Source organism: Proteus sp. CA142267 (genome assembly GCF_003336825.1).
Taxonomy (GTDB): Bacteria; Pseudomonadota; Gammaproteobacteria; order Enterobacterales; family Enterobacteriaceae; genus Proteus; species Proteus terrae.
The window spans coordinates 1-19,782 of the sequence record NZ_QPMG01000002.1 but is presented as its reverse complement, the minus strand read 5'-3'; the positions used below and the strand labels follow the sequence as shown (position 1 = coordinate 19,782).

14 protein-coding genes and 2 rRNA genes are annotated in these 19,782 nt (G+C 38.0%); 12 read left to right on the top strand and 4 right to left on the bottom strand.

Going from position 1 to position 19,782, the window contains the following annotated elements:
- Positions 1 to 36 precede the first annotated feature (36 nt).
- Positions 37 to 2,370 carry a TonB-dependent hemoglobin/transferrin/lactoferrin family receptor gene (locus C0T34_RS05810; RefSeq protein WP_109849846.1) on the bottom strand — a complete coding sequence of 778 codons (2,334 nt, stop codon included), beginning with the start codon at positions 2,368 to 2,370 and terminating at the stop codon, positions 37 to 39.
- Positions 2,371 to 2,920: 550 nt separating this feature from the next.
- Here C0T34_RS05810 and C0T34_RS05805 point away from each other — a divergent pair.
- From C0T34_RS05805 to emrB, 8 genes are all read left to right on the top strand, one after another.
- The gene (locus C0T34_RS05805; RefSeq protein WP_098943910.1) at positions 2,921 to 3,556 is read left to right on the top strand and encodes a CDP-alcohol phosphatidyltransferase family protein; all 636 of its coding nucleotides are present in this window, start codon (positions 2,921 to 2,923) and stop codon (positions 3,554 to 3,556) included.
- The gene (locus C0T34_RS05800; protein WP_109849845.1) at positions 3,553 to 5,322 is read left to right on the top strand and encodes a bifunctional alpha/beta hydrolase/class I SAM-dependent methyltransferase; all 1,770 of its coding nucleotides are present in this window, start codon (positions 3,553 to 3,555) and stop codon (positions 5,320 to 5,322) included. The genes C0T34_RS05805 and C0T34_RS05800 overlap by 4 nt, the downstream gene beginning before the upstream one ends.
- Positions 5,323 to 5,426: 104 nt before the next feature.
- On the top strand, positions 5,427 to 6,758 hold the full coding sequence (locus tag C0T34_RS05795) for a phosphatase PAP2/dual specificity phosphatase family protein (RefSeq protein ID WP_109849844.1): 1,332 nt from the start codon (positions 5,427 to 5,429) through the stop codon (positions 6,756 to 6,758).
- Positions 6,759 to 6,768: 10 nt separating this feature from the next.
- A complete protein-coding gene (locus tag C0T34_RS05790) occupies positions 6,769 to 7,176 on the top strand; it encodes a hypothetical protein (RefSeq protein WP_098943913.1) in 408 nt (135 codons plus the stop codon).
- A gap of 166 nt (positions 7,177 to 7,342) precedes the next feature.
- Complete coding sequence (locus C0T34_RS05785) at positions 7,343 to 8,551, top strand: MFS transporter (protein WP_098943914.1); 1,209 nt, start codon at positions 7,343 to 7,345, stop codon at positions 8,549 to 8,551.
- A gap of 492 nt (positions 8,552 to 9,043) precedes the next feature.
- On the top strand, positions 9,044 to 9,571 hold the full coding sequence (gene mprA, locus C0T34_RS05780) for a transcriptional repressor MprA (protein WP_023581117.1): 528 nt from the start codon (positions 9,044 to 9,046) through the stop codon (positions 9,569 to 9,571).
- Positions 9,572 to 9,763: 192 nt separating this feature from the next.
- Positions 9,764 to 10,942, top strand: coding sequence for a multidrug efflux MFS transporter periplasmic adaptor subunit EmrA (gene emrA / locus C0T34_RS05775; protein WP_098943915.1), 1,179 nt, complete (start codon positions 9,764 to 9,766; stop codon positions 10,940 to 10,942).
- A 15-nt stretch (positions 10,943 to 10,957) separates the two neighbouring features.
- The gene (gene emrB / locus C0T34_RS05770) at positions 10,958 to 12,475 is read left to right on the top strand and encodes a multidrug efflux MFS transporter permease subunit EmrB (protein WP_098943916.1); all 1,518 of its coding nucleotides are present in this window, start codon (positions 10,958 to 10,960) and stop codon (positions 12,473 to 12,475) included.
- A gap of 93 nt (positions 12,476 to 12,568) precedes the next feature.
- Here emrB and C0T34_RS05765 read toward each other — a convergent pair whose 3' ends face one another.
- A complete protein-coding gene (locus C0T34_RS05765; RefSeq protein ID WP_098943917.1) occupies positions 12,569 to 13,732 on the bottom strand; it encodes a tRNA/rRNA methyltransferase in 1,164 nt (387 codons plus the stop codon).
- Between the two features lie 230 nt (positions 13,733 to 13,962).
- On the opposite strand from C0T34_RS05765, the gene C0T34_RS05760 reads away from it, so the two are divergent.
- From C0T34_RS05760 to C0T34_RS05745, 4 genes are all read left to right on the top strand, one after another.
- The gene (locus tag C0T34_RS05760) at positions 13,963 to 14,664 is read left to right on the top strand and encodes a tRNA-uridine aminocarboxypropyltransferase (protein WP_098943918.1); all 702 of its coding nucleotides are present in this window, start codon (positions 13,963 to 13,965) and stop codon (positions 14,662 to 14,664) included.
- Positions 14,665 to 14,692: 28 nt separating this feature from the next.
- Positions 14,693 to 17,362, top strand: a complete 2,670-nt coding sequence (locus C0T34_RS05755; RefSeq protein ID WP_109849843.1) for a bifunctional acetate--CoA ligase family protein/GNAT family N-acetyltransferase — start codon at positions 14,693 to 14,695, stop codon at positions 17,360 to 17,362.
- Positions 17,363 to 17,540: 178 nt separating this feature from the next.
- Positions 17,541 to 18,899, top strand: a complete 1,359-nt coding sequence (gene pssA, locus C0T34_RS05750) for a CDP-diacylglycerol--serine O-phosphatidyltransferase (protein ID WP_098943920.1) — start codon at positions 17,541 to 17,543, stop codon at positions 18,897 to 18,899.
- A 139-nt stretch (positions 18,900 to 19,038) separates the two neighbouring features.
- Entirely contained in the window at positions 19,039 to 19,386 is a 348-nt protein-coding gene (locus tag C0T34_RS05745; RefSeq protein WP_098943921.1) for a YfiM family lipoprotein, read from the top strand.
- Positions 19,387 to 19,462: 76 nt separating this feature from the next.
- Here C0T34_RS05745 and rrf read toward each other — a convergent pair.
- Together rrf and C0T34_RS05735 are read right to left on the bottom strand one after the other, a co-directional pair.
- Positions 19,463 to 19,578, bottom strand: a 5S ribosomal RNA gene (gene rrf / locus C0T34_RS05740).
- 117 nt (positions 19,579 to 19,695) lie between these two features.
- A 23S ribosomal RNA gene (locus C0T34_RS05735) occupies positions 19,696 to 19,782 on the bottom strand; the annotation flags it as partial.

The following is a 19,782-nucleotide window of genomic DNA, read 5'->3' as shown; positions in this document are numbered from 1 at the left end:
ATCTATGGGGTTTATCTGTTTTTATTTTCGGTAATATTAGAAACGTTTTACCACAGTAAATCGATAATCACGTCCTACCCCTGAAACTGATTCACCTAAATAGGGGTAATAATCTCGGTTAAATAAATTCGCGACCGTAAAACGAACTTCCGTATTATCTATAAAAGAAGGTTCCCAATTCGCAAATAGACCATGGATTGCATAACCTTTACTTTTTGGTAATGACCAATAGCCAGCATCAGGATCGGCATCCATTGGTGAACGACGCTGAGCACCAATAAAATCACCCGTCCATCCCATATTAACGTTAATACTTGGTACTTTTACACCAAGGGTAGCATGTAAAGCGTCAGGTTGTATCTCAGCAATCCATGTTTTTTGACCAAACCACGGGTCGCGCGGTGATTGGTCACGTTTTCCTTTCATTGTTGAATATGCTAAACGGCCAAATACATTAGGGCTATTATAAAAGGCTTCGATTTCCAACCCTTGGATGTGGTAGCCCGGTAAATTACGGTAATTACCAATCGAAGGTGGGCAATTTCCATTATGTCCATCCATCTTTTGACTTTCACAATAGACACCGCGACGGCGGAAGATTTCGTCTTTACCACGAGTATCAAATAGTGTCGTTCTTAACTGCAGTTGATCTTCTTGCTGAATAACACTTTCAAAATCCACAATTGCACCAATTCGTGCAGCTCTTACTGTTTCTTTGTCTAGATGACGGCTCGTTCCTGTTAAGCTAGAAACTCTTCCTTGAACTTCATACTGCTCATCAATCAATGGAGCTCGCCATGTATAGGTTAAATCACCAAAGAATCTGAAATTCTGATTCATCTTCCATAATAAACCTAAATGTGGTGTTGCCCCGCTATAAGTCACATCAGAGTAATCATGCCCATAATAGGGATCAGGATCTTGATAGGTAATCGCTCGGCTTCCCTTGCCTTGATTTTTAACGATATCGTAGCGAACGCCCGGAGTTATCGTCAGATTTCTATAGCTCATCGAATCTTGAAGATAGAAACTGGTTGTCGTTTGCGTACCTTCTGGCATATAAGGAGGCGCATAATATCCATAGTTATAATTTGGATTTTTAGCTTTATCACGAGTAAACATTAAAACATCACGATCATTACGATGCCAACGTGTTCCTACTAATACCTTATGCTCTAAAGCACCTTGCATAACTGTGCTTTCATTTTTAATTTCAATTTGATGATTTCGATAATCTACCCAACTTTGATTGCCCATACTGCCACTAAAATAGGAGCTCGCTGTCTCTGGGCGACTATCATTTTGTTTGGTTTTTGAGTAACCGTAGGTGAGCGTTAAATTAATTAAATCGGAATCAACCGGCTGAATATTCCATTTCACACTAAAGGTGTCATCTTTTTGATCACGATAAACTAATTTGCGTTTCATCGCCGCATCAAAACCATATTTATCCACTTCAGCTTGGCTAGGTTTAGCTAATTCATCACGTTTAGCCGCCCAAGGCGTCCAACCATCACTTTCTGATCGTGATGCTGATAACGTTAATGTTTGTGCTTCCGTTAAATAGATATTGGTCTTAATTAAAAAAGAATCCTGATCTGACTGTGAATAGCCAAATTTAGTCCCATCAGGACGTCGCAGATCGTCACTTTCACGACGGTTAAAATAGAATAATCCATCTGCTTGCCCATCCAGTAATTTACCGTATACCGCACCACTATAACGATTTTGTCTATCGTTAGTATGGTGGCCATATTTTAAAAACATCCCAATATTCTGATCGGGTAGTAATAAATCATCGGGATCTTTGGTTTCAATTCTCACCGAACCACCAAAACCGCCATTTCCTTGAGTAATATTATGAGGCCCTTTATCAACATCTATACGACGGATTAATTCAGGATCAATAAAAATTGAACCTTGGCGATATTTCTCAAAGGTTTTAGGCGTACCATCAAGGGTAATTTTAATATCTTCAGGATTACCCATCCCCCAGATATTTAATGTTTGACCGCCCGGTCTTGGTGAACCCGATGATGAAATTCCGGGTAATTTATCCACCAGCTCTGCAATATTATTAGGCTGAATTCTATCGATATCTTTTAATGTCAGAACGGTACTTCCCGCATCAACACTTGAGTTGAGTTCACCTGATACATAGATAGGTTCAATAATAATCTTTTCACGTGATTTTGGTTGTGCTGGACTTTCCGACTTTGTGGATATCGTTATTTCTGGTTTTACACTTTCAGTTGCATAGCTATTTAACGAAGTGAGTGAAGTCAATAATAATGCTATCGCTGATGACGAAAATGAAAATATCCCAATTCCCTGACGATAAGCATCATTTTTTGCTAAGAAATGGATCATAATAGTAGTATCTTTTTGTATGGTTATTAGTTTGATAGATGATTAGAGCTGTAACTAACAGCGCTAATTATGATAATGATAATAATTATCATTATCTAGCTTTTTTGTACTTATCACTCAATACAGATAACTACACTATCGATACACTCTTGTTAGATTTAAATTTCATCTAAAATAATATTTATAATAAATTAAACTAATTTCATTAGTTATTATAAGGTATTTAATATCTCTTATTTTCATTTTCTTCATTTAATTCCCTAATTATAATTACGTACATATTACTAAAGAAAAATTAATCATTTTTAAAATAAAGAGAATAAAACAGACACGGAACAGTCTGATAATTACAATTTTACGGATCTTATTTTCTCTTTATTTTGAGAGCTAAATAATTATTAACTCAAGTAAATTTTAAGTCTTAGTTTTATGTTTAAATCGTAAATAAATTAAAGTATTGAAATAAAGATATTCAATGAGATAAAAATCAGCTAATAATAAAATTATAATTATGAGGTAATATACGCACTTTTGAACACAAGGATGCGTCATGACAATTTATGACCTAAAACCCAAATTTCAAGCTCTATTACGCCCTTATGTAGAACAGTTATTCACAAAAGGGATCACAGCAAATCAGGTCACACTTTTTGCCTTACTGTTATCCATTGCTGTTGGTGGATTACTTTTGCTTTATCCTTATCCCCATTTATTTTTATTGCTCCCTTTTGTCCTCTTTTTTCGTATGGCGCTTAATGCCATAGATGGCATGCTTGCACGAGAACATAATCAAAAAAGTGCGCTTGGGGCGATATTAAATGAAGCCAGCGATGTTATTTCAGACATTGCACTCTATCTACCTTTTGCTTTTATTTTTCCACAAGCCTATTGGTGGATCATGCTGGCACTCTTTTTAATGATAATGACTGAGTTTTTAGGCGTGCTTGCCCAAACTATTCATGCGTCTCGTCGTTATGATGGCCCGATGGGAAAAAGTGATAGAGCCTTTATTTTCGGTGCTATCGCCTTTTTTATTGGATTATTCCCCTCACTGACATTATCAGAAAACACGCATTATCTTTTTATTATTATTAATTTATTACTTTTGTTGACTTGTTATCACCGAATTCATCGCGCACTAAAAGAAGCAACGATGACAGATAAAGATAAGGATACATCGTTATGAATCAACAACCGCAATATCAAACTCAAAGGAATATGATTGAGTCTGAATTTACCACCAGCGATAAAACACCTCTGTATTATCGCCATTGGCCTGCTCAAATTACCACTGAACCAAAAGCAATTATTTTATTTCACCGAGGTCATGAACACTCAGGTCGTGTTTCTCATCTAGTGGATGAGTTAGATCTTCCTGATTTTTCAATGTTTGCTTGGGATGCTCGAGGTCATGGTAAAAATCAAGGCGCTCGCGGTTATAGCCCATCAATGGGAACTTCAATAAAAGATATAGACGAATTCGTTCATTACGTTTCATCCAACTATAATATTCCAATGGAGAATATTCTGGTTGTTGGTCAAAGTGTAGGCGCCGTTTTAGTTACTGGTTGGGTACACGATTATGCCCCTAAGATCCGCGGTATGGTGTTAGCTTCCCCTGCATTTAAAGTGAAATTATATGTCCCTTTTGCACGCACAGGCCTTGCCTTGATGCAAAAAGCTCGTGGGCTCTTTTATGTTAATTCATACGTGAAAGCCAAATACTTAACCCATGATCAAAGTCGCATCGACTCTTTTAGCCAAGACTCGCTGATCACTCGTCCTATTGCCGTCAATATTTTATTAGAGCTTTATAAAACGGCTGATCGTGTTGTTGAAGATGCAAGTGCAATTACTTTACCAACACAGTTGTTTATTTCAGGCAATGATCATGTGGTTCACGCTAAGCCTCAACATCTTTTCTATGAACGTTTAAACACATCTATCAAAGAAAAGCATGTCTTACCTGGCTTTTACCACGATACTTTAGGTGAGAAAGACAGAGTTATTCCTATCAATAAAATGCGCAGTTTTATTGAAACCTTATTTGCACAACCACTTTATCAACATGATTACCAACATGAAGATATTTGGAGTCATAGTGCAGATGTTTATCGCGCATTACAGACGCCTCTTCCTAAATATTGTCCAAAAAGACTTTATTACAAAGTACTTAGCCGTTCTATGAGTACTTTAGGTAAAGCATCTGAAGGTGTTGCTCTAGGCTACGATAAAGGTTTTGATTCCGGATCGACGCTGGATTATGTCTACCGTAATCAGCCTCAAGGGAAAGGCTTATTTGGTCGGGTTGTTGATAGACAATATTTAAATAGTATTGGTTGGCAAGGCATTCGACAACGTAAAATCAATATTGAAAATACAATCCGCTACGCAATTCGCCAATTAATACAAAATAATATGCCAGTGCATATTATGGATATTGCAGCAGGACAAGGGCGCTATATTTTTGATGCCGTTAATGATTATGGTAAGGTCGATTCGATTTTAATGCGTGATTATAGCGCCATTAACGTTGAACAAGGCAATATTGCGATTAAAGAGCGTCACTTAGAAGACAAAGTACGTTTTGAAGAAGGTAACGCCTTTGATGCAGAAAGCTTGAGTGCGGTTTCTCCGTCACCAACTTTAGGTATTGTCAGCGGGCTTTATGAATTATTCCCTGAAAATCATCTGCTAAAAGAGTCTTTAAAAGGACTATCACAAGCCATTCCAAGTGGCGGTTTATTGATTTATACCTGTCAACCTTGGCACCCTCAGCTTGAAATGATTGCGCGTGTATTACCTAGTCACCAAAACGGACAACCTTGGATCATGCGTTGTCGTAGTCAAGGTGAAATGGATGCTTTAGTCAATGAAGCTGGTTTCGAAAAGTTAGATCAACAAATTGATCATTGGGGTATTTTCAGTGTATCGATAGCAAAACGTCGCTAACAGAATGCACCATCAATAACCGAGCTATCGCTATATGGCAACATATAGCGATAGTTTTAAGTCATTGTAAAAATAGAAACATAAACAAAGAAAGGAATTTTAGTATGGGTGGAACCCAACACACTCAAATAACATCATCGAGAAAAAGTATCTGGCTTGCTGGTATTGTATGGCTGTTGTTTCTTGCCCCATTTTTCTATTTAACTTATATGCAAGTTAACACTTATACTTCCACTTTATCTGATGTTTCTTCTTTTGTTTATTCATGGGAAAAAGCGATCCCTTTTTTACCTTGGACAATCATTCCTTATTGGAGTGTGAATATTGCCTATGGTATTTCACTGATTATTTGTACAACGTTAAGAGAACAATTTATACATGGGCTACGTTTAATTGTTGCCTCTCTTATTGCTTGTGCTGGTTTTTTATTATTCCCTTTAAAATTTAGTTTTATTCGCCCAACAACAGAAGGGTTTTCTGGTTGGTTATTTACCCAATTAGAAGGTTTCGATTTACCTTATAATCAAGCCCCTTCTTTGCACATAATCTTATTGTGGATACTTTGGTTACGTTTTCGCGCACATACTCCAAAATCATGGCAATGGTTTTTAAATTTATGGTCATTGCTTATTGCTGTTTCCGTACTGACAACGTGGCAACATCACTTTATCGATATTATTACGGGCTTTGGTGTCGGCGTGTTTATTTGTTATTTATTACCAATAAACTCTCGTTGGAAATGGTATTTTACAGGTAGTAAACGCAGTTTACGTATTGGTAAAAACTATGCGTTATCAGCAATGGTGTTTTATCTGTTATCTTTTGGCTTACAAGGTTTCTTTTGGATTTTTCTCTGGCCTGCAATCACATTAACTTTTGTGACTTTAGGTTATTTAGGGGCAGGCGCTTCTATTTTTCAAAAAAATGTACAGGGTGAAATTCCCCTTTCTGCACAGATAATCCTATTACCTTATCGCTTTTTTGCTTGGTGTACTTATCGCTATTATTTAACTCGTTGCCAAACGCCCAGTTTAGTGACTGAAGGTATTTTATTAGGCGGACGCCCTCTTTATAAATTAAAAGCGAACGCCGTCTTTGATTTAACCTGTGAGTGGCCAAGAAACAAGTTTAGCCAAAATCAGCTTTATTTAGCGCAGCCTCAAATCGATTTATTACCATTATCTCCTGATGATATCAGCAAAGCCATGTTGTCTATGGAACAGCTTAGCCAAGTAGGAACAGTTTATATTCATTGCAAATTAGGCTATTCGCGCAGTGCAACTGTTGTAGTTGCATGGTTAGTTTACAGTGGCACAGTAGATACTTTGGAAGAAGCGATAAAACAGGTATATAAAATACGCCCTCAAGTGATTTTAAATCCAGAAACACAAGAGGCATTACAAATTTGGTATTCGAATTTCCAACGAAATAAATAACGAGATAACGATGCTGACAACAAAAACCAGCGGTAAAGTGATTGTGTCTTTAACACAAAGTTGGCGCTATTTACTGCTTTTATCACTATTACCTTATATAAGCACATGGCCTGTATTTAGCCTTCATTTTCATAATAAACTGGCATTCTTTGTTGCTTCTCTTTTATTTTTATTTACGCAATATCACCTTTTTCGTTTATGGCTTGATAGCCATTTTTTTCAGGCACTTTATCGCTATCAAGATGATGTTAGCTTTGATGAAAGCCTCTCTACGTTATTTCCTAAACGCCCCAAAAAACAGACGATGGAAGCCCGCTGGCTAGGGACTAAACGTCTATTTTCTTTTGCTGTGATTGGCGTTTCAGTTCAATGGATATGGTGTTTGACTATGCTCTTTTTTACGCTTTTTAGTTATTAACAAGCTAAAGTTAATGTTTATTCATAATATAAAACAATATGTTATAAGAATAAAATCTAAGGGTTTATATCAAATTAATTGAACATCTCTATCACAGTAATTCTTTTCTCAAAAAAATGACTCATGTTACTATCATTTACCTTATAAATGATTTGTTATGAGTATTATGGAAAACACCGCACCACAAACATCGCTAAGCAAAGGTCTTATTTTACTAATGGCGGTTGCCACAGGTATGGTTGTTGCCAGTAACTACTATGCACAACCCCTACTTGATTCAATCGCAAACTATTTCCACATATCCGCAACCTTGGCTGGATTTATTGTTACCACAGCCCAATTAAGTTATGCCGTAGGGTTAATGTTATTAGTGCCTCTTGGCGATATTTTTGAACGTCGCTCACTGATTATTACCATGACATTAATTTCAGCGAGTGGCCTATTAATTACCGCTATGGCATCCAATATCTGGGTGATGTTAATAGGAACTGCGCTCTCAGGTATGTTCTCCGTTGTAGCTCAAATTCTTGTTCCTTTTGCAGCAACCCTTGCAGCACCTCATCAACGAGGAAAAGCTGTCGGCACGATTATGAGTGGTCTTTTACTCGGGATCTTACTGGCGAGAACTGCATCTGGGTTAATGGCGTCATTTACTAATTGGCAGGGTATTTTCTGGGTAGCAAGTATTTTTCTGTCGATTTTAGCTATCACTTTATGGCGTTGCTTGCCCACTTATAAAAGTGAAACAAACTTAAATTATTTCCAGTTGCTAGGTTCTATTTTCAAATTATTTGCAACAACGCCTGTATTAAGAACTCGTTCATTAGTTGGCGCACTTATTTTTGCTCACTTTGGTTTATTGTGGACCTCAATGGCCTTTCTATTGGCTTCTGATCCTTTTAATTACTCGGATGCCGTGATTGGTTTATTTGGTCTTGTGGGTGCCGCAGGTGCATTAATGGCAGGAAAAGCAGGCGTATTAGTGGATAAAGGAAAAGGCAAGAAAACCACCACTGTAGGATTAGTCATCCTCTTTCTTTCTTGGGGCTTTATCATTATTGCACCTTATTATCACTGGATTGGGCTCATCAGCTTTATTATTGGTGTTGTCCTGCTAGACTTAGCTGTTCAGGGTGTTCATGTCACCAATCAGAGCACCATATACCGTATTTTACCTGATGCTAGAAACCGCCTAACTGCCGCTTATATGACAAGCTATTTTATTGGTGGTGCATTAGGATCTTTACTATCAGGCTATGCTTATCATCAATATGGATGGACAGGTGTTTCCATCGCTGGATTAGTCATCGGTATTATCGGTCTTATTGTTTGGTTTTTAGGTTATAAAAATGATCCAATAATCCACGCCGAATAATTTTCAGACCCAAGGATGGGTTACATTATTTCTTCAATCCCACTCTAATCAGAATAAAATGTGAATGTTTTAACAGCGTGATTACTATTAATGTATATCATCATCCCATTCTTTATTAAGAAAATTATATCAATCTCATCAATAAAGCACTATATAAATAATTTCACTTCGATATTATCAACATAACAACCATTGGTAGTGATAATAAATTTATTACGTGTTTTATCGTAAAAAATGATCCCTTTTTTCGCAAATAGACTACTATTCATTGTCAGATAAGTGATAAATTGATTTTATTAACTTATTGTAAAGAGATAAGTACCTATTCTTTTTTTTGTGTTATCATTCATAAAATTTATGAATCAGGTAACATAATCAAAAAAACATAGTGACTATAAATAATAAAAATTGCTAAATTGTGTGTTTAATATACCATTTAACATGTTGATAACAGCATTATCCTAATTTTCGAAACTAACAAGGTGTCTAAAAATGGAAAGCTCATTTACGCCAACAGAAGAATTACTAAACACTCGCGCTACACAACAGAAATCGCTTAACAAAGATATTCCTTATCAAGAAATTTTGTTAACTCGCCTTTCTATGCATGTTCAAAGCAAACTTCTTGAAAGTCGTAATAATATGTTGAAGTCTCAGGGTATTAACGAGACATTATTTATGGCACTAATGATTTTAGATACGACAGAAAATCGTAGTATTCAACCATCAGAATTAAGTGCAGCTTTAGGCTCTTCAAGAACGAATGCAACACGCATTGCTGATGAGCTTGAAAAGCAAGGTTGGATTGAACGTCGTGAAAGCCATAATGACCGCCGTTGTTTACATCTCCATTTGACTGATGCAGGTGAAGAGTTTTTAAATAGCTTATTACCACCGCAACATCAGTGCTTAAAACAAATCTGGTCTGTATTAGATCAATCTGAACAAAGACAGCTTGAAACGCTAATGCGTAAGTTATTATTACAATTAGATACTTTGGCTGAAAAAGGTTGTGAATAAGTAGCATAATAAATAGTTTTATTGATCTAATCCTATTTACGCCATAAATCGGCAAACATACTTACCCATTAGCATTTATAATTTACCTTCACGCTAATAATTATTCTAAGATTGACTTTATAATTATGTTTCCAGTTTTAATACTGGAAACATATCTAATGATGTTTTTCTGGTTTTATGGAGATCTTCTAAATGAGTGTTAATGAGGAAACTACCCCCCCTCAGGCTCCCATTCGCAATAAAAAACGAACTCGCCGAAATGTTCTACTATTGCTAACCATCCTATTTATTGTTGCTGGTGTAGCTTACACAGCTTACTGGTTTATGGTGTTAAGACACCATGAAACAACAGATAATGCTTATGTGACTGGCAATCAAATCATGGTGATGCCACAGATTTCTGGTTCTGTTACCACAGTTTATGTGGATAACACCGATTTTGTAAAAGCGGGTGAACCCTTAGTTTTATTAGATTCAAGTGATGAAAAACTGGCATTAGAAAAAGCAAAAACAGCATTAGCTAATAGTGTTCGCCAAATGCATCAGCAAATCATCAACGGTCGTCAATTAAAAGCAAACATCGTTTTACGCGAAACTGAGCTCACTAAATTACAAAATGATCTTCGTCGTCGTGAAGTTTTAGGTGAACGCAACGTCATTGGTAAAGAAGAACTTCAACACGCCAGAGAAGCTGTTTCTACCGCAAGAGCGGCTTTAGAAGTTGCAAGAGAGCAATATAATGCTAATCAAGCAATTATCTTAAATACACCAATTGCAAAACAACCTTCTGTTTTACAAGCATCAACTGATGTTCGTAATGCATGGCTGGCCTTAGAACGTACTAAAATTTTAAGCCCAACAGACGGCTATGTTTCACGTCGTAGCGTTCAAGTTGGCGCACAAGTCTCACCGGGTAAACCTTTAATGGCCGTTGTTCCTGTAACGGGTATGTGGATTGATGCCAACTTTAAAGAAACCCAACTCGCCAATATGCGAATTGGTCAACCGGCAAAGATCACGACTGACTTTTATGGTAAAAAAGTCATTTATCACGGCACTGTATTAGGTTTAGATATGGGAACAGGTAGTGCTTTCTCATTATTGCCTGCGCAAAATGCTAGTGGTAACTGGATAAAAGTCGTTCAACGCTTACCTGTGCGTATTTCATTAGATGAAAAAGAATTAGCAGAAAAGCCTCTGCGTATTGGTCTTTCTTCTGAAGTAACTGTCGATACGATTAACCTTGATGGAAAAGTATTATCACACAGCGAACGCCAAACACCTGCTTATCATACTGATGCTTTAACAATTGATATGTCAGAGATTAATAAACTGATCAATGAAATCATTGAACAAAATGCAGGACAATAAAGGCGAGGTGTAAAGGTGATCAAAGAGCCATTACAAGGAGGAAGACTTGCCTTAATGACCATCGCCCTTGCGTTGGCCACCTTTATGCAAGTTCTCGATTCTACAATCGCTAACGTAGCCATTCCAACTATTGCAGGAAACTTAGGTGCCTCTAACTCACAGGGGACTTGGGTTATTACCTCTTTTGGTGTGGCAAATGCTATTTCTATCCCAATCACAGGTTGGTTAGCAAAACGTATTGGTGAAGTTCGACTCTTTATGTGGTCAACGGCACTTTTTGCGTTAACATCTTGGCTTTGTGGCATTTCACAAAGTCTTGAAATGCTTATTTTCTTTCGTGTGCTTCAAGGTTTAGTTGCAGGACCACTAATTCCTTTATCACAAAGTTTGTTATTGAATAACTATCCACCTGCCAAACGAAATATGGCACTTGCACTATGGTCAGTGACCATTGTTGTAGCACCTATTTTAGGACCGATTTTAGGTGGCTACATCAGCGATAACTATCATTGGGGATGGATATTTTTTATTAACGTTCCATTTGGTGTGTTGATTATTATGTGTATATCGAACACCTTAGCTGGACGTGAAACAAAAACTGAAATTAAACCAATAGATACCATTGGCCTTGTTTTACTTGTCGTGGGTATTGGTGCGTTACAAATCATGCTCGATCAGGGTAAAGAGCTCGATTGGTTTAATTCGACAGAAATTATAGTTCTCACCATTGTGGCAGTGGTTGCACTTAGCTTCTTAATTGTTTGGGAGTTAACAGACGATCATCCAGTGATAGATCTTTCTCTCTTTAAGAGTCGAAACTTTACCATTGGCTGTGTCACGCTCAGTCTCGCCTATATGATCTATTTTGGCACCATTGTTTTACTACCACTGCTTTTACAAGAGGTCTTTGGTTATACAGCAACATGGGCAGGATTAGCATCAGCATCTGTAGGTTTATTACCTTTAATTATCACACCGATTATAGGTAAATTTGGTGGTAAAGTGGATTTACGCTATATCATCAGCTTTAGCTTTATTATGTTTTCTGTGTGTTTTTATTGGCGATCTTATACCTTCGAACCAGGAATGGATTTTGCCACTGTGGCATGGCCTCAATTCTGGCAAGGTTTAGCGGTTGCGTGTTTCTTTATGCCATTAACGACAATGACATTATCTGGACTACCTCCAGAAAAAATGGCATCAGCATCAAGTCTTTCGAACTTCTTAAGAACATTGGCTGGAGCAATTGGCGCATCGTTAACCACAACGGTTTGGACACAAAGAGAATCACTTCACCATGAAACCTTTGTAGAAAAAATTAATCCACTCGATCCTGATTCACAAATGGCGTACCAACAAATGAATGATCTTGGTCTTTCAAATGAACAAGCATCTGCATATTTAGCCAAGACGATTACAGAACAGGGATTAATTATTTCAGCCAATGAGATTTTTTGGTTAGCAGCTGGTATTTTCCTTATCATGATGATCGTGGTTTGGTTTGCTAAACCGCCTTTTTCACCTGGAAAATAATATAAGTAGCATAGACCGTATAAATAAAAACCCCGCTTAAATCATAGCGATTAAGTGGGGTTTTGTACTATTCTTTAAAAAACTTTAAAGCAATTAGCCTTGGTGCTGACGCCACCATTCTGCTAATAACACGCCAGAAGCCACAGAGACGTTTAAGCTTTCAACGTGGCCAGTACCGCCGATGTAAATGCTCATATCACCTTGATTTAAAGTGCTTTCACTTAAGCCATCTTTCTCTTGACCTAAGATAAGAACCATTTTCGCCGGTAATTGTGCTTTTGATAATGGTACACTGCCTTTGTGACTTGATGTTGCCACCAGCGTATAACCCGCTTTTTTAAATTTATCTAACGTTTGAGCAAAGTTATCAGCATCAATACCTTGGATATATTCTGCACCACCTTCTGCGGTACGAACAGCAGCGCCAGATTCTAATACAGCAGAATCAGGAGAGATAACCCCTTTCACACCAAAGTGCGCACAGCTACGCATAATTGCACCTACGTTATGTGGATTACCCACATCTTCAAGTGCTAATACGCAATCATGTTCAGGTGCACCTTTCAGATAGGTTTCTGCATCATGACCAACACGTTTTTTAATTAAGAAGCACACGCCACCATGGTGATCAGTACGAGCGGCTTTCACCATCTCTTCTTCTTCAACAACGTGATAAGCTTTACGATTTGCCGCCATCCATTTTAATGCATCTCGAAAACGTGGTGTCACATCTTGTAAAAACCAAGCACGAACAATCGCATCAGGACGATTTTTAAACATTGCTTGGCAGGCATTTTCACCATAAATACGCGTCTCTTCTAAACGCTGGCGACGCAGCTGTTCAGGATCGATTTGGCTTTTACCAGTAATGCCATCGTGCTCTTTAATTGCCTCTTCACCAGCAGGGCGAGAAACCGTTTTCCACGGAGAAAAACTTCCGCCTTCGCTATCGCGAGAAGGTTTTGATTCATTACGTGATGCGCCACGCCCTGAAGGCTTACCTGCACCGCGGTCATCACGACGAGAAAATTTGTTATCACCACGTCTGTTATCGCGATTTTTATCGTCGCGGTTATCGCCACGTCTATTATCACGATTTTTGTCGTCACGGTTGTCACCGCGTTTGTTATCACGGCTATCACCACGACCATTTTCAGGACGGCGGGATGGTTTTTTAGGTTTATTATCGGCATTGTCCTCACTACGGACATACATTACTTTTACTTTGCCGTTTTTACCTTCATAAGAATCGTTCATTTGTCTCTCCAACTGCAATAGGGGCGCAGATTACATGATAGTTTAGCAACTGTCACCGAGAGAATCACGCACAGGAATCGATAAACTAATCAGGATCAATTGATAATTAACTTCATCTCATAAATAACTAATATATCAGTATGATTTTTATGATAAAAACATACTAAATAGTTTGTTTGTTTTGAACATGATAATATTCGATTCTTTTTATAAGTATTGGTCAATCTGTTATGCATGACAATGCAGTCTCTCGACTTCGTCAATATCGACTTTCGATTTCAACTCGCCCTTTTAAAGCGCGGGGTTTTCGTACAAAACGTTGCACTTTTTGCTTATTACCTGAAAAACAGTGTCTTTGTGACACGATTATCAATCAACCAGCAAAAAGCCAATTTTGTTTATTGATGTATGATACTGAAGTGATGAAGCCAAGTAATACGGGGAAATTAATTGCCGATGTATTACCAGACACACAGGCATTTTTATGGTCCCGAACTGAGCCAGAACAGGCCTTGCTTGATCTAATCAATACACCTGATAAGCAAGCTTATGTTGTGTTCCCTGAAAGCTATGCATCAAGTGAACGAGTTGTATACAACCAACTCCCAGCCAATAGCAAACCGCCTTTGTTTGTCCTCCTTGATGGTACTTGGAGTGAAGCTCGCAAAATGTTTCGCAAAAGCCCTTATCTCGATTCATTGCCTCTTTTTTCTTTAAATGAGGCAATTAAATGTGAGTACGTACTTCGCCAAGCAGCAAGAGAAGATCAACATTGTACGGCAGAAGTAGCGGCCTCTATTTTAGAGAATGTCGGCGATATTCAAGCCTCACAACAGCTTTTTTCTCATTTTAGTTACTTTCGTCAACAATATTTACTTGGAAAACCAGACCGGAGTCAGGCAAAAGAAGATCAAATCAGCTACATTGAATAGCAGTTGATAATGAAACTCTGGAGTGGATATGAGCCAACGAGGTCTTGAAGCACTATTACGTCCTAAATCTATTGCGGTGATTGGTGCCTCTGAAAAATTAGGTCGAGCAGGAACCACCATGATGAAAAATTTGCTCAGTGGTGGATTTAATGGCCCAGTGTTTCCGATTAATCCCGCTCGTGGCTCTGTCTCTGGTGTTTTCACTTATCCTTCTATTGATAAATTACCTCAAGTACCTGATCTCGCGATTATTTGTACACATCATCGTCGCAACCTTGAGCTACTAAAACAATTAGGTGAGTCTGGCTGCAAAGCCGTAATTGTACTTTCTGCACAACCTGAACAATTTCAGCCAATAAAATTACTTTGCCAGCAATATCACATCCGTTTACTTGGCCCAAATAGTTTGGGACTTTTAGCACCGTGGCAAGGTTTAAATGCCAGCTTTTCACCACTTCCCGTTAAAAAAGGAAAGCTCGCTTTTATTTCGCAATCAGCCGCTGTCGCCAACACAATTTTAGATTGGGCATATTACCGCAATATTGGCTTTTCCTATTTTATTGCATTAGGTGATAACCAAGATATCCAAGTCGATGATTTACTAGATTTTCTGGCAAGGGACACTAAAACCAGTGCTATTTTATTGCATCTCGAACATATAAAAGATGCGCGACGTTTTATGTCGGCATCCCGTAGTGCTTCGCGCAACAAACCGATTCTGGTGATAAAAAGTGGTCGAACCCAAAAAGCTCAACTGCTATTAGGTGATACACCAAGTTATGACGTGGCTTATGATGCAGCTTTTCAACGTGCAGGGTTATTACGAGTACAAGATACTCATGAAATGTTTTCTGCCGTTGAAACTCTTAGCTATATGACGCCTTTAAAAGGCGAAAGATTGATGATTATGAGTAATGGCTCTGCACCTGCTGCAATGGCCATTGATGAACTATTCTTGCATTCAGGAAAGCTTGCACAACTTACGGATGAAACAAAACAAAAGCTACAAAGTGTTATTCAAGAAGAAAATATCATTCGTAATCCACTGAACTTAGGTGATGATACAACCGTTGATCGTTATATTTTGGCATTGAATTGTTTGTTAGATAGCCATGATCATGATGCATTACTCCTTATTCACACACCTAGTGCCATAGCCCCTAGCATTGAAACGGCACAACGAGTCATAGAAGCCATCAATAAACACCCTAGACGTAAATGGCTTACCGTTTTCACTAATTGGGGCGGAGAATATTCATCTCAACAATCGCGTAAATTATTTAGCGAAGCTGGAATTCCAACTTATCGAACACCTGAAGGTGCCGTCACCGCATTTATGCATATGGTGGAATATCGTCGAAATCAGAAACAGCTAAAAGAAACACCAGCATTGCCTCTAGATATCAAAATGAATACACAACAAGCACATCGTTGCATTGAAGAGGCATTAAAAAATAAGCAATATCGATTAGACACACACCAAGTTCAGCCAATTATGGAAGCTTACAGCTTTAATACACTTCCTACTTGGATTGCTCATAATGCACAAGAAGCTGTCAATATTGCTGAAAAGATTGGTTATCCTGTTGCACTGAAATTGCGTTCTCCTGATATCCCTCATAAGTCCGAAGTACAAGGTGTTATGCTTTACCTTCGAGACAGCACAGAAGTATCATCAGCAGCACATGCCATTATAGGGCGCGTTACAGAACTTTACCCTCAAGCGCAAATTCAGGGTTTATTGGTGCAAAGTATGGCAAATCGCGCTGGCTCTCAGGAATTGCGCGTCGCGATAGAGCAAGATCCTATTTTTGGCCCATTAATTGTCTTAGGTGAAGGGGGGGTTGAGTGGCAAATAGAAACTAAAGCTGCTGTTGCTTTACCACCTCTTAATATGGCACTTGCCCGTTATCTGGTTATTAACGCGATAAAAAGCGGAAAGATACAACCTAGAAGCGCTTTACAGCCTCTAAATATATTAAGTCTAAGTCATTTTTTGGTACAGGTTTCTCACTTACTTTTAGATTGTCCACAAATTGTCAGATTAGATATTCACCCTCTACTTGCTTCAGGTAATGATTTTACATTGCTCGATGTTGCAATGGAGTTAGCACCACTACAAGGCGATCCTCATCAAAGACTCTCTATTCGCCCTTATCCCAATGAATTAGAAGAAACATTCTTCCTAAGAGATAACAACCCTTGCTTTATCCGCCCTATTTTGCCGGAAGATGAACCGTTACTGAAAACGTTTATAAACCAAGTGACAAAAGAAGATCTTTATTATCGATATTTTAGTGAGATCAGTGAGTTTACACATGACGATCTCGCGAATATGACTCAAATTGACTACGATCGAGAAATGGCTTTCGTCGCGATCCGAAATCCAGAAGATCAGCCTGAAATCATTGGTGTTGCTCGTGCAATGGCAGATCCCGATAATCAGCATGCAGAATTTGCTATTCTTGTGCGTTCTGATTTAAAAGGAAATACTTTAGGTCATCAACTTATGACTAAACTTATCAACTATACTAGAGAACATGGCATTAAACGTTTAACCGCGATAACAATGCCTGAAAATCGCAACATGATAAGTTTAGCGAAAAAACTGGGATTTTCTGTTGAAGTACAATTTGATGAAGGAATAGTCAATCTTGATTTACAGCTTGGATCTTCAAACGATAGCCCAATGCTATAATCATTAGAGAAAGTTTCTTTATGTGATTGTTCACGCATCCTTTGATAAATTAGCTATATATGATGATTTTATGCGTACATCCCATATAACTAATGTTATGATCAGAAGATCGGTTAAAGAAAATCTACATGGACGATGGCTCCATCTGCCATCATAAACAAGAGAATTAAGCACTGTGATGTTGTCTAAACTAAAACTTGCTAAGCATCAACAACACCTTGCACAACTGCCTAAATTAGCTCAGTCAGTTGCTGATGTTGAAACGCTTTATCAGACGTCCGCGTTTCGCAGCACCTTATTGAAATACATAGCTCAAGCAAAGAAAGAGATCTTTATTACAGCTCTTTACTTAGAGCATGATGAGGCTGGTGAAGAGATCCTTGATGCGCTTTATACCGCAAAACAACAACGTCCTGAATTATCCATTACCGTTATTGTTGACTGGCACCGTGCTCAACGTGGGCGTATTGGTGTCTCTGCTGATGCAACAAATGCAGATTGGTACTACCACGTTGCACAGCAGCACCCTGATATTGAGATCCCTATTTACGGCATTCCCGTAAACACTCGTGAAGCATTAGGTGTATTACATCTTAAAGGCTTTATCTTTGATGATACCATTATCTATAGTGGTGCAAGTATTAATAATGTTTACTTGCATAAACTAGATAAATATCGTTATGACAGATATCACATTATCCAAAATAACGAATTAGCTTTCACAATGAAGCAATTTATTGTGTCTGATCTTTTGCAATCAGAAGCAATTCAACGACTGGATATTAAAGATAGAGTTCGTTGTGCCGAAATTAAAAACTGTATTCGTCAATTTCGTTTCAATTTACGCACTCGTGATGGCTATGATATTAAAGCCAATGCTTCTAATAACGAGCTGGCAGTAACACCTTTAATGGGGTTAGGTAAGAAAAATATCTTAAATAAGACAATTTCTCACCTTATGGCTTCTACTGAAGAAAAGCTTGTTATTTGTACACCTTATTTTAATTTGCCTGCGATCCTTGTACGCCAAATTAGTCATTTATTAAGAAATGGCAAACAAGTCGAAATTATTATTGGTGATAAAACAGCAAATGACTTCTATATTCCACCAGAAGAACCATTTAAAATTATTGGTGCTTTGCCTTATCTCTATGAAATGAACTTGCGTAAATTTACCCAACGTTTCCAGCGGTTTATTGATAGCAACCAATTAACAGTAAGACTTTGGAAAGATAGCGATAATACATATCACTTAAAAGGTATGTGGGTAGATGATAACTGGCAATTAATTACTGGTAATAATCTTAATCCGCGTGCATGGGGATTAGATTTAGAGAATGCCATATTAATTCATGATCCTAAACATGAATTACATGAGCAACGACACAAAGAGTTAGAGTGTATTCGCCAACATACTATTGTCGTGAAACACTACCAAGATCTAGAAAGTATTAAGCTTTATCCTCTAAAAGTGAAGAAATTAATTAAACGCTTACGACGTATTCGTGTTGATAGATTAATCAGCCGCATACTTTAATTGATGCTTCATTTGATAAGCCTTGCTAAATTACAGCAAGGCTTTTTTGTTTAATAAAATTCTTTTCTCAAATCATCCCTTATCTTTAATAATCTTCTATATTAAAAACATTGTTATCAGTGAAAAGGCTTTTATTTTTATGAAACTAAAGCTCAAATGTTGTTCTCTGATTATTTTATTATCAATAATGACTTTAAATGGTTGCCAATCATTTCATTTTGCCAATGATAATTGGAAAGGCAAAGATAAAGCTCAGCATTTCTTATTTTCAATGGCAGCGTCCGCGGGCGCAAATGCGTATGCAGATCATCAAAATTATGGTCATAGAGAGGGATTATTAATAGGGCTCTCATTTTCGATTAGTTTAGGTGTAGCAAAAGAGCTTTATGATAGTCGCCCAGAAGGTACTGGCTGGAGTTGGCATGATTTTGCTTACGATGTTGCAGGAGCGGCTGCGGGTTCATTGCTTTATCAGCAATTAAAATAATTTTTTATTCAGAGTAGCTAAACCTCCAAACGCAAAAAAGCCAACCCATTGGGTTGGCTTTCTCGTCTTATTTAATGCCTGGCAGTTCCCTACTCTCACATGGGGAGGCCCCACACTACCATCGGCGCTACAACGTTTCACTTCTGAGTTCGGCATGGATTCAGGTGGGTCCGCTGCGCTATGGCCGCCAAGCAAATTCTGTTTTATTACCCGTTATTGTGTATCTCTACGCAATAACCAGCAATATCAATCTTAAACAAGCCTACTTCATCTACTGTCGTCTCTCAGACAAAACACCTTCGGTGTTGTCAGGTTAAGCCTCACGGTTCATTAGTACTGGTTAGCTCAACGTATCGCTACGCTTACACACCCAGCCTATCAACGTCTTAGTCTTAA

What these genes read in the sequence shown, in the direction of transcription:
- C0T34_RS05790 (WP_098943913.1), top strand. Translation starts at nt 6,769, where the DNA reads ATGCTGACAACAAAAACCAGCGGTAAAGTGATTGTGTCTTTAACACAA.
- mprA (WP_023581117.1), top strand. Translation starts at nt 9,044, where the DNA reads ATGGAAAGCTCATTTACGCCAACAGAAGAATTACTAAACACTCGCGCT.
- emrA (WP_098943915.1), top strand. Translation starts at nt 9,764, where the DNA reads ATGAGTGTTAATGAGGAAACTACCCCCCCTCAGGCTCCCATTCGCAAT.
- C0T34_RS05785 (WP_098943914.1), top strand. Translation starts at nt 7,343, where the DNA reads ATGGAAAACACCGCACCACAAACATCGCTAAGCAAAGGTCTTATTTTA.
- C0T34_RS05795 (WP_109849844.1), top strand. Translation starts at nt 5,427, where the DNA reads ATGGGTGGAACCCAACACACTCAAATAACATCATCGAGAAAAAGTATC.
- C0T34_RS05810 (WP_109849846.1), bottom strand. Translation starts at nt 2,370, where the DNA reads ATGATCCATTTCTTAGCAAAAAATGATGCTTATCGTCAGGGAATTGGG.
- C0T34_RS05800 (WP_109849845.1), top strand. Translation starts at nt 3,553, where the DNA reads ATGAATCAACAACCGCAATATCAAACTCAAAGGAATATGATTGAGTCT.
- C0T34_RS05760 (WP_098943918.1), top strand. Translation starts at nt 13,963, where the DNA reads ATGCATGACAATGCAGTCTCTCGACTTCGTCAATATCGACTTTCGATT.
- C0T34_RS05745 (WP_098943921.1), top strand. Translation starts at nt 19,039, where the DNA reads ATGAAACTAAAGCTCAAATGTTGTTCTCTGATTATTTTATTATCAATA.
- C0T34_RS05755 (WP_109849843.1), top strand. Translation starts at nt 14,693, where the DNA reads ATGAGCCAACGAGGTCTTGAAGCACTATTACGTCCTAAATCTATTGCG.
- pssA (WP_098943920.1), top strand. Translation starts at nt 17,541, where the DNA reads ATGTTGTCTAAACTAAAACTTGCTAAGCATCAACAACACCTTGCACAA.
- C0T34_RS05805 (WP_098943910.1), top strand. Translation starts at nt 2,921, where the DNA reads ATGACAATTTATGACCTAAAACCCAAATTTCAAGCTCTATTACGCCCT.
- C0T34_RS05765 (WP_098943917.1), bottom strand. Translation starts at nt 13,732, where the DNA reads ATGAACGATTCTTATGAAGGTAAAAACGGCAAAGTAAAAGTAATGTAT.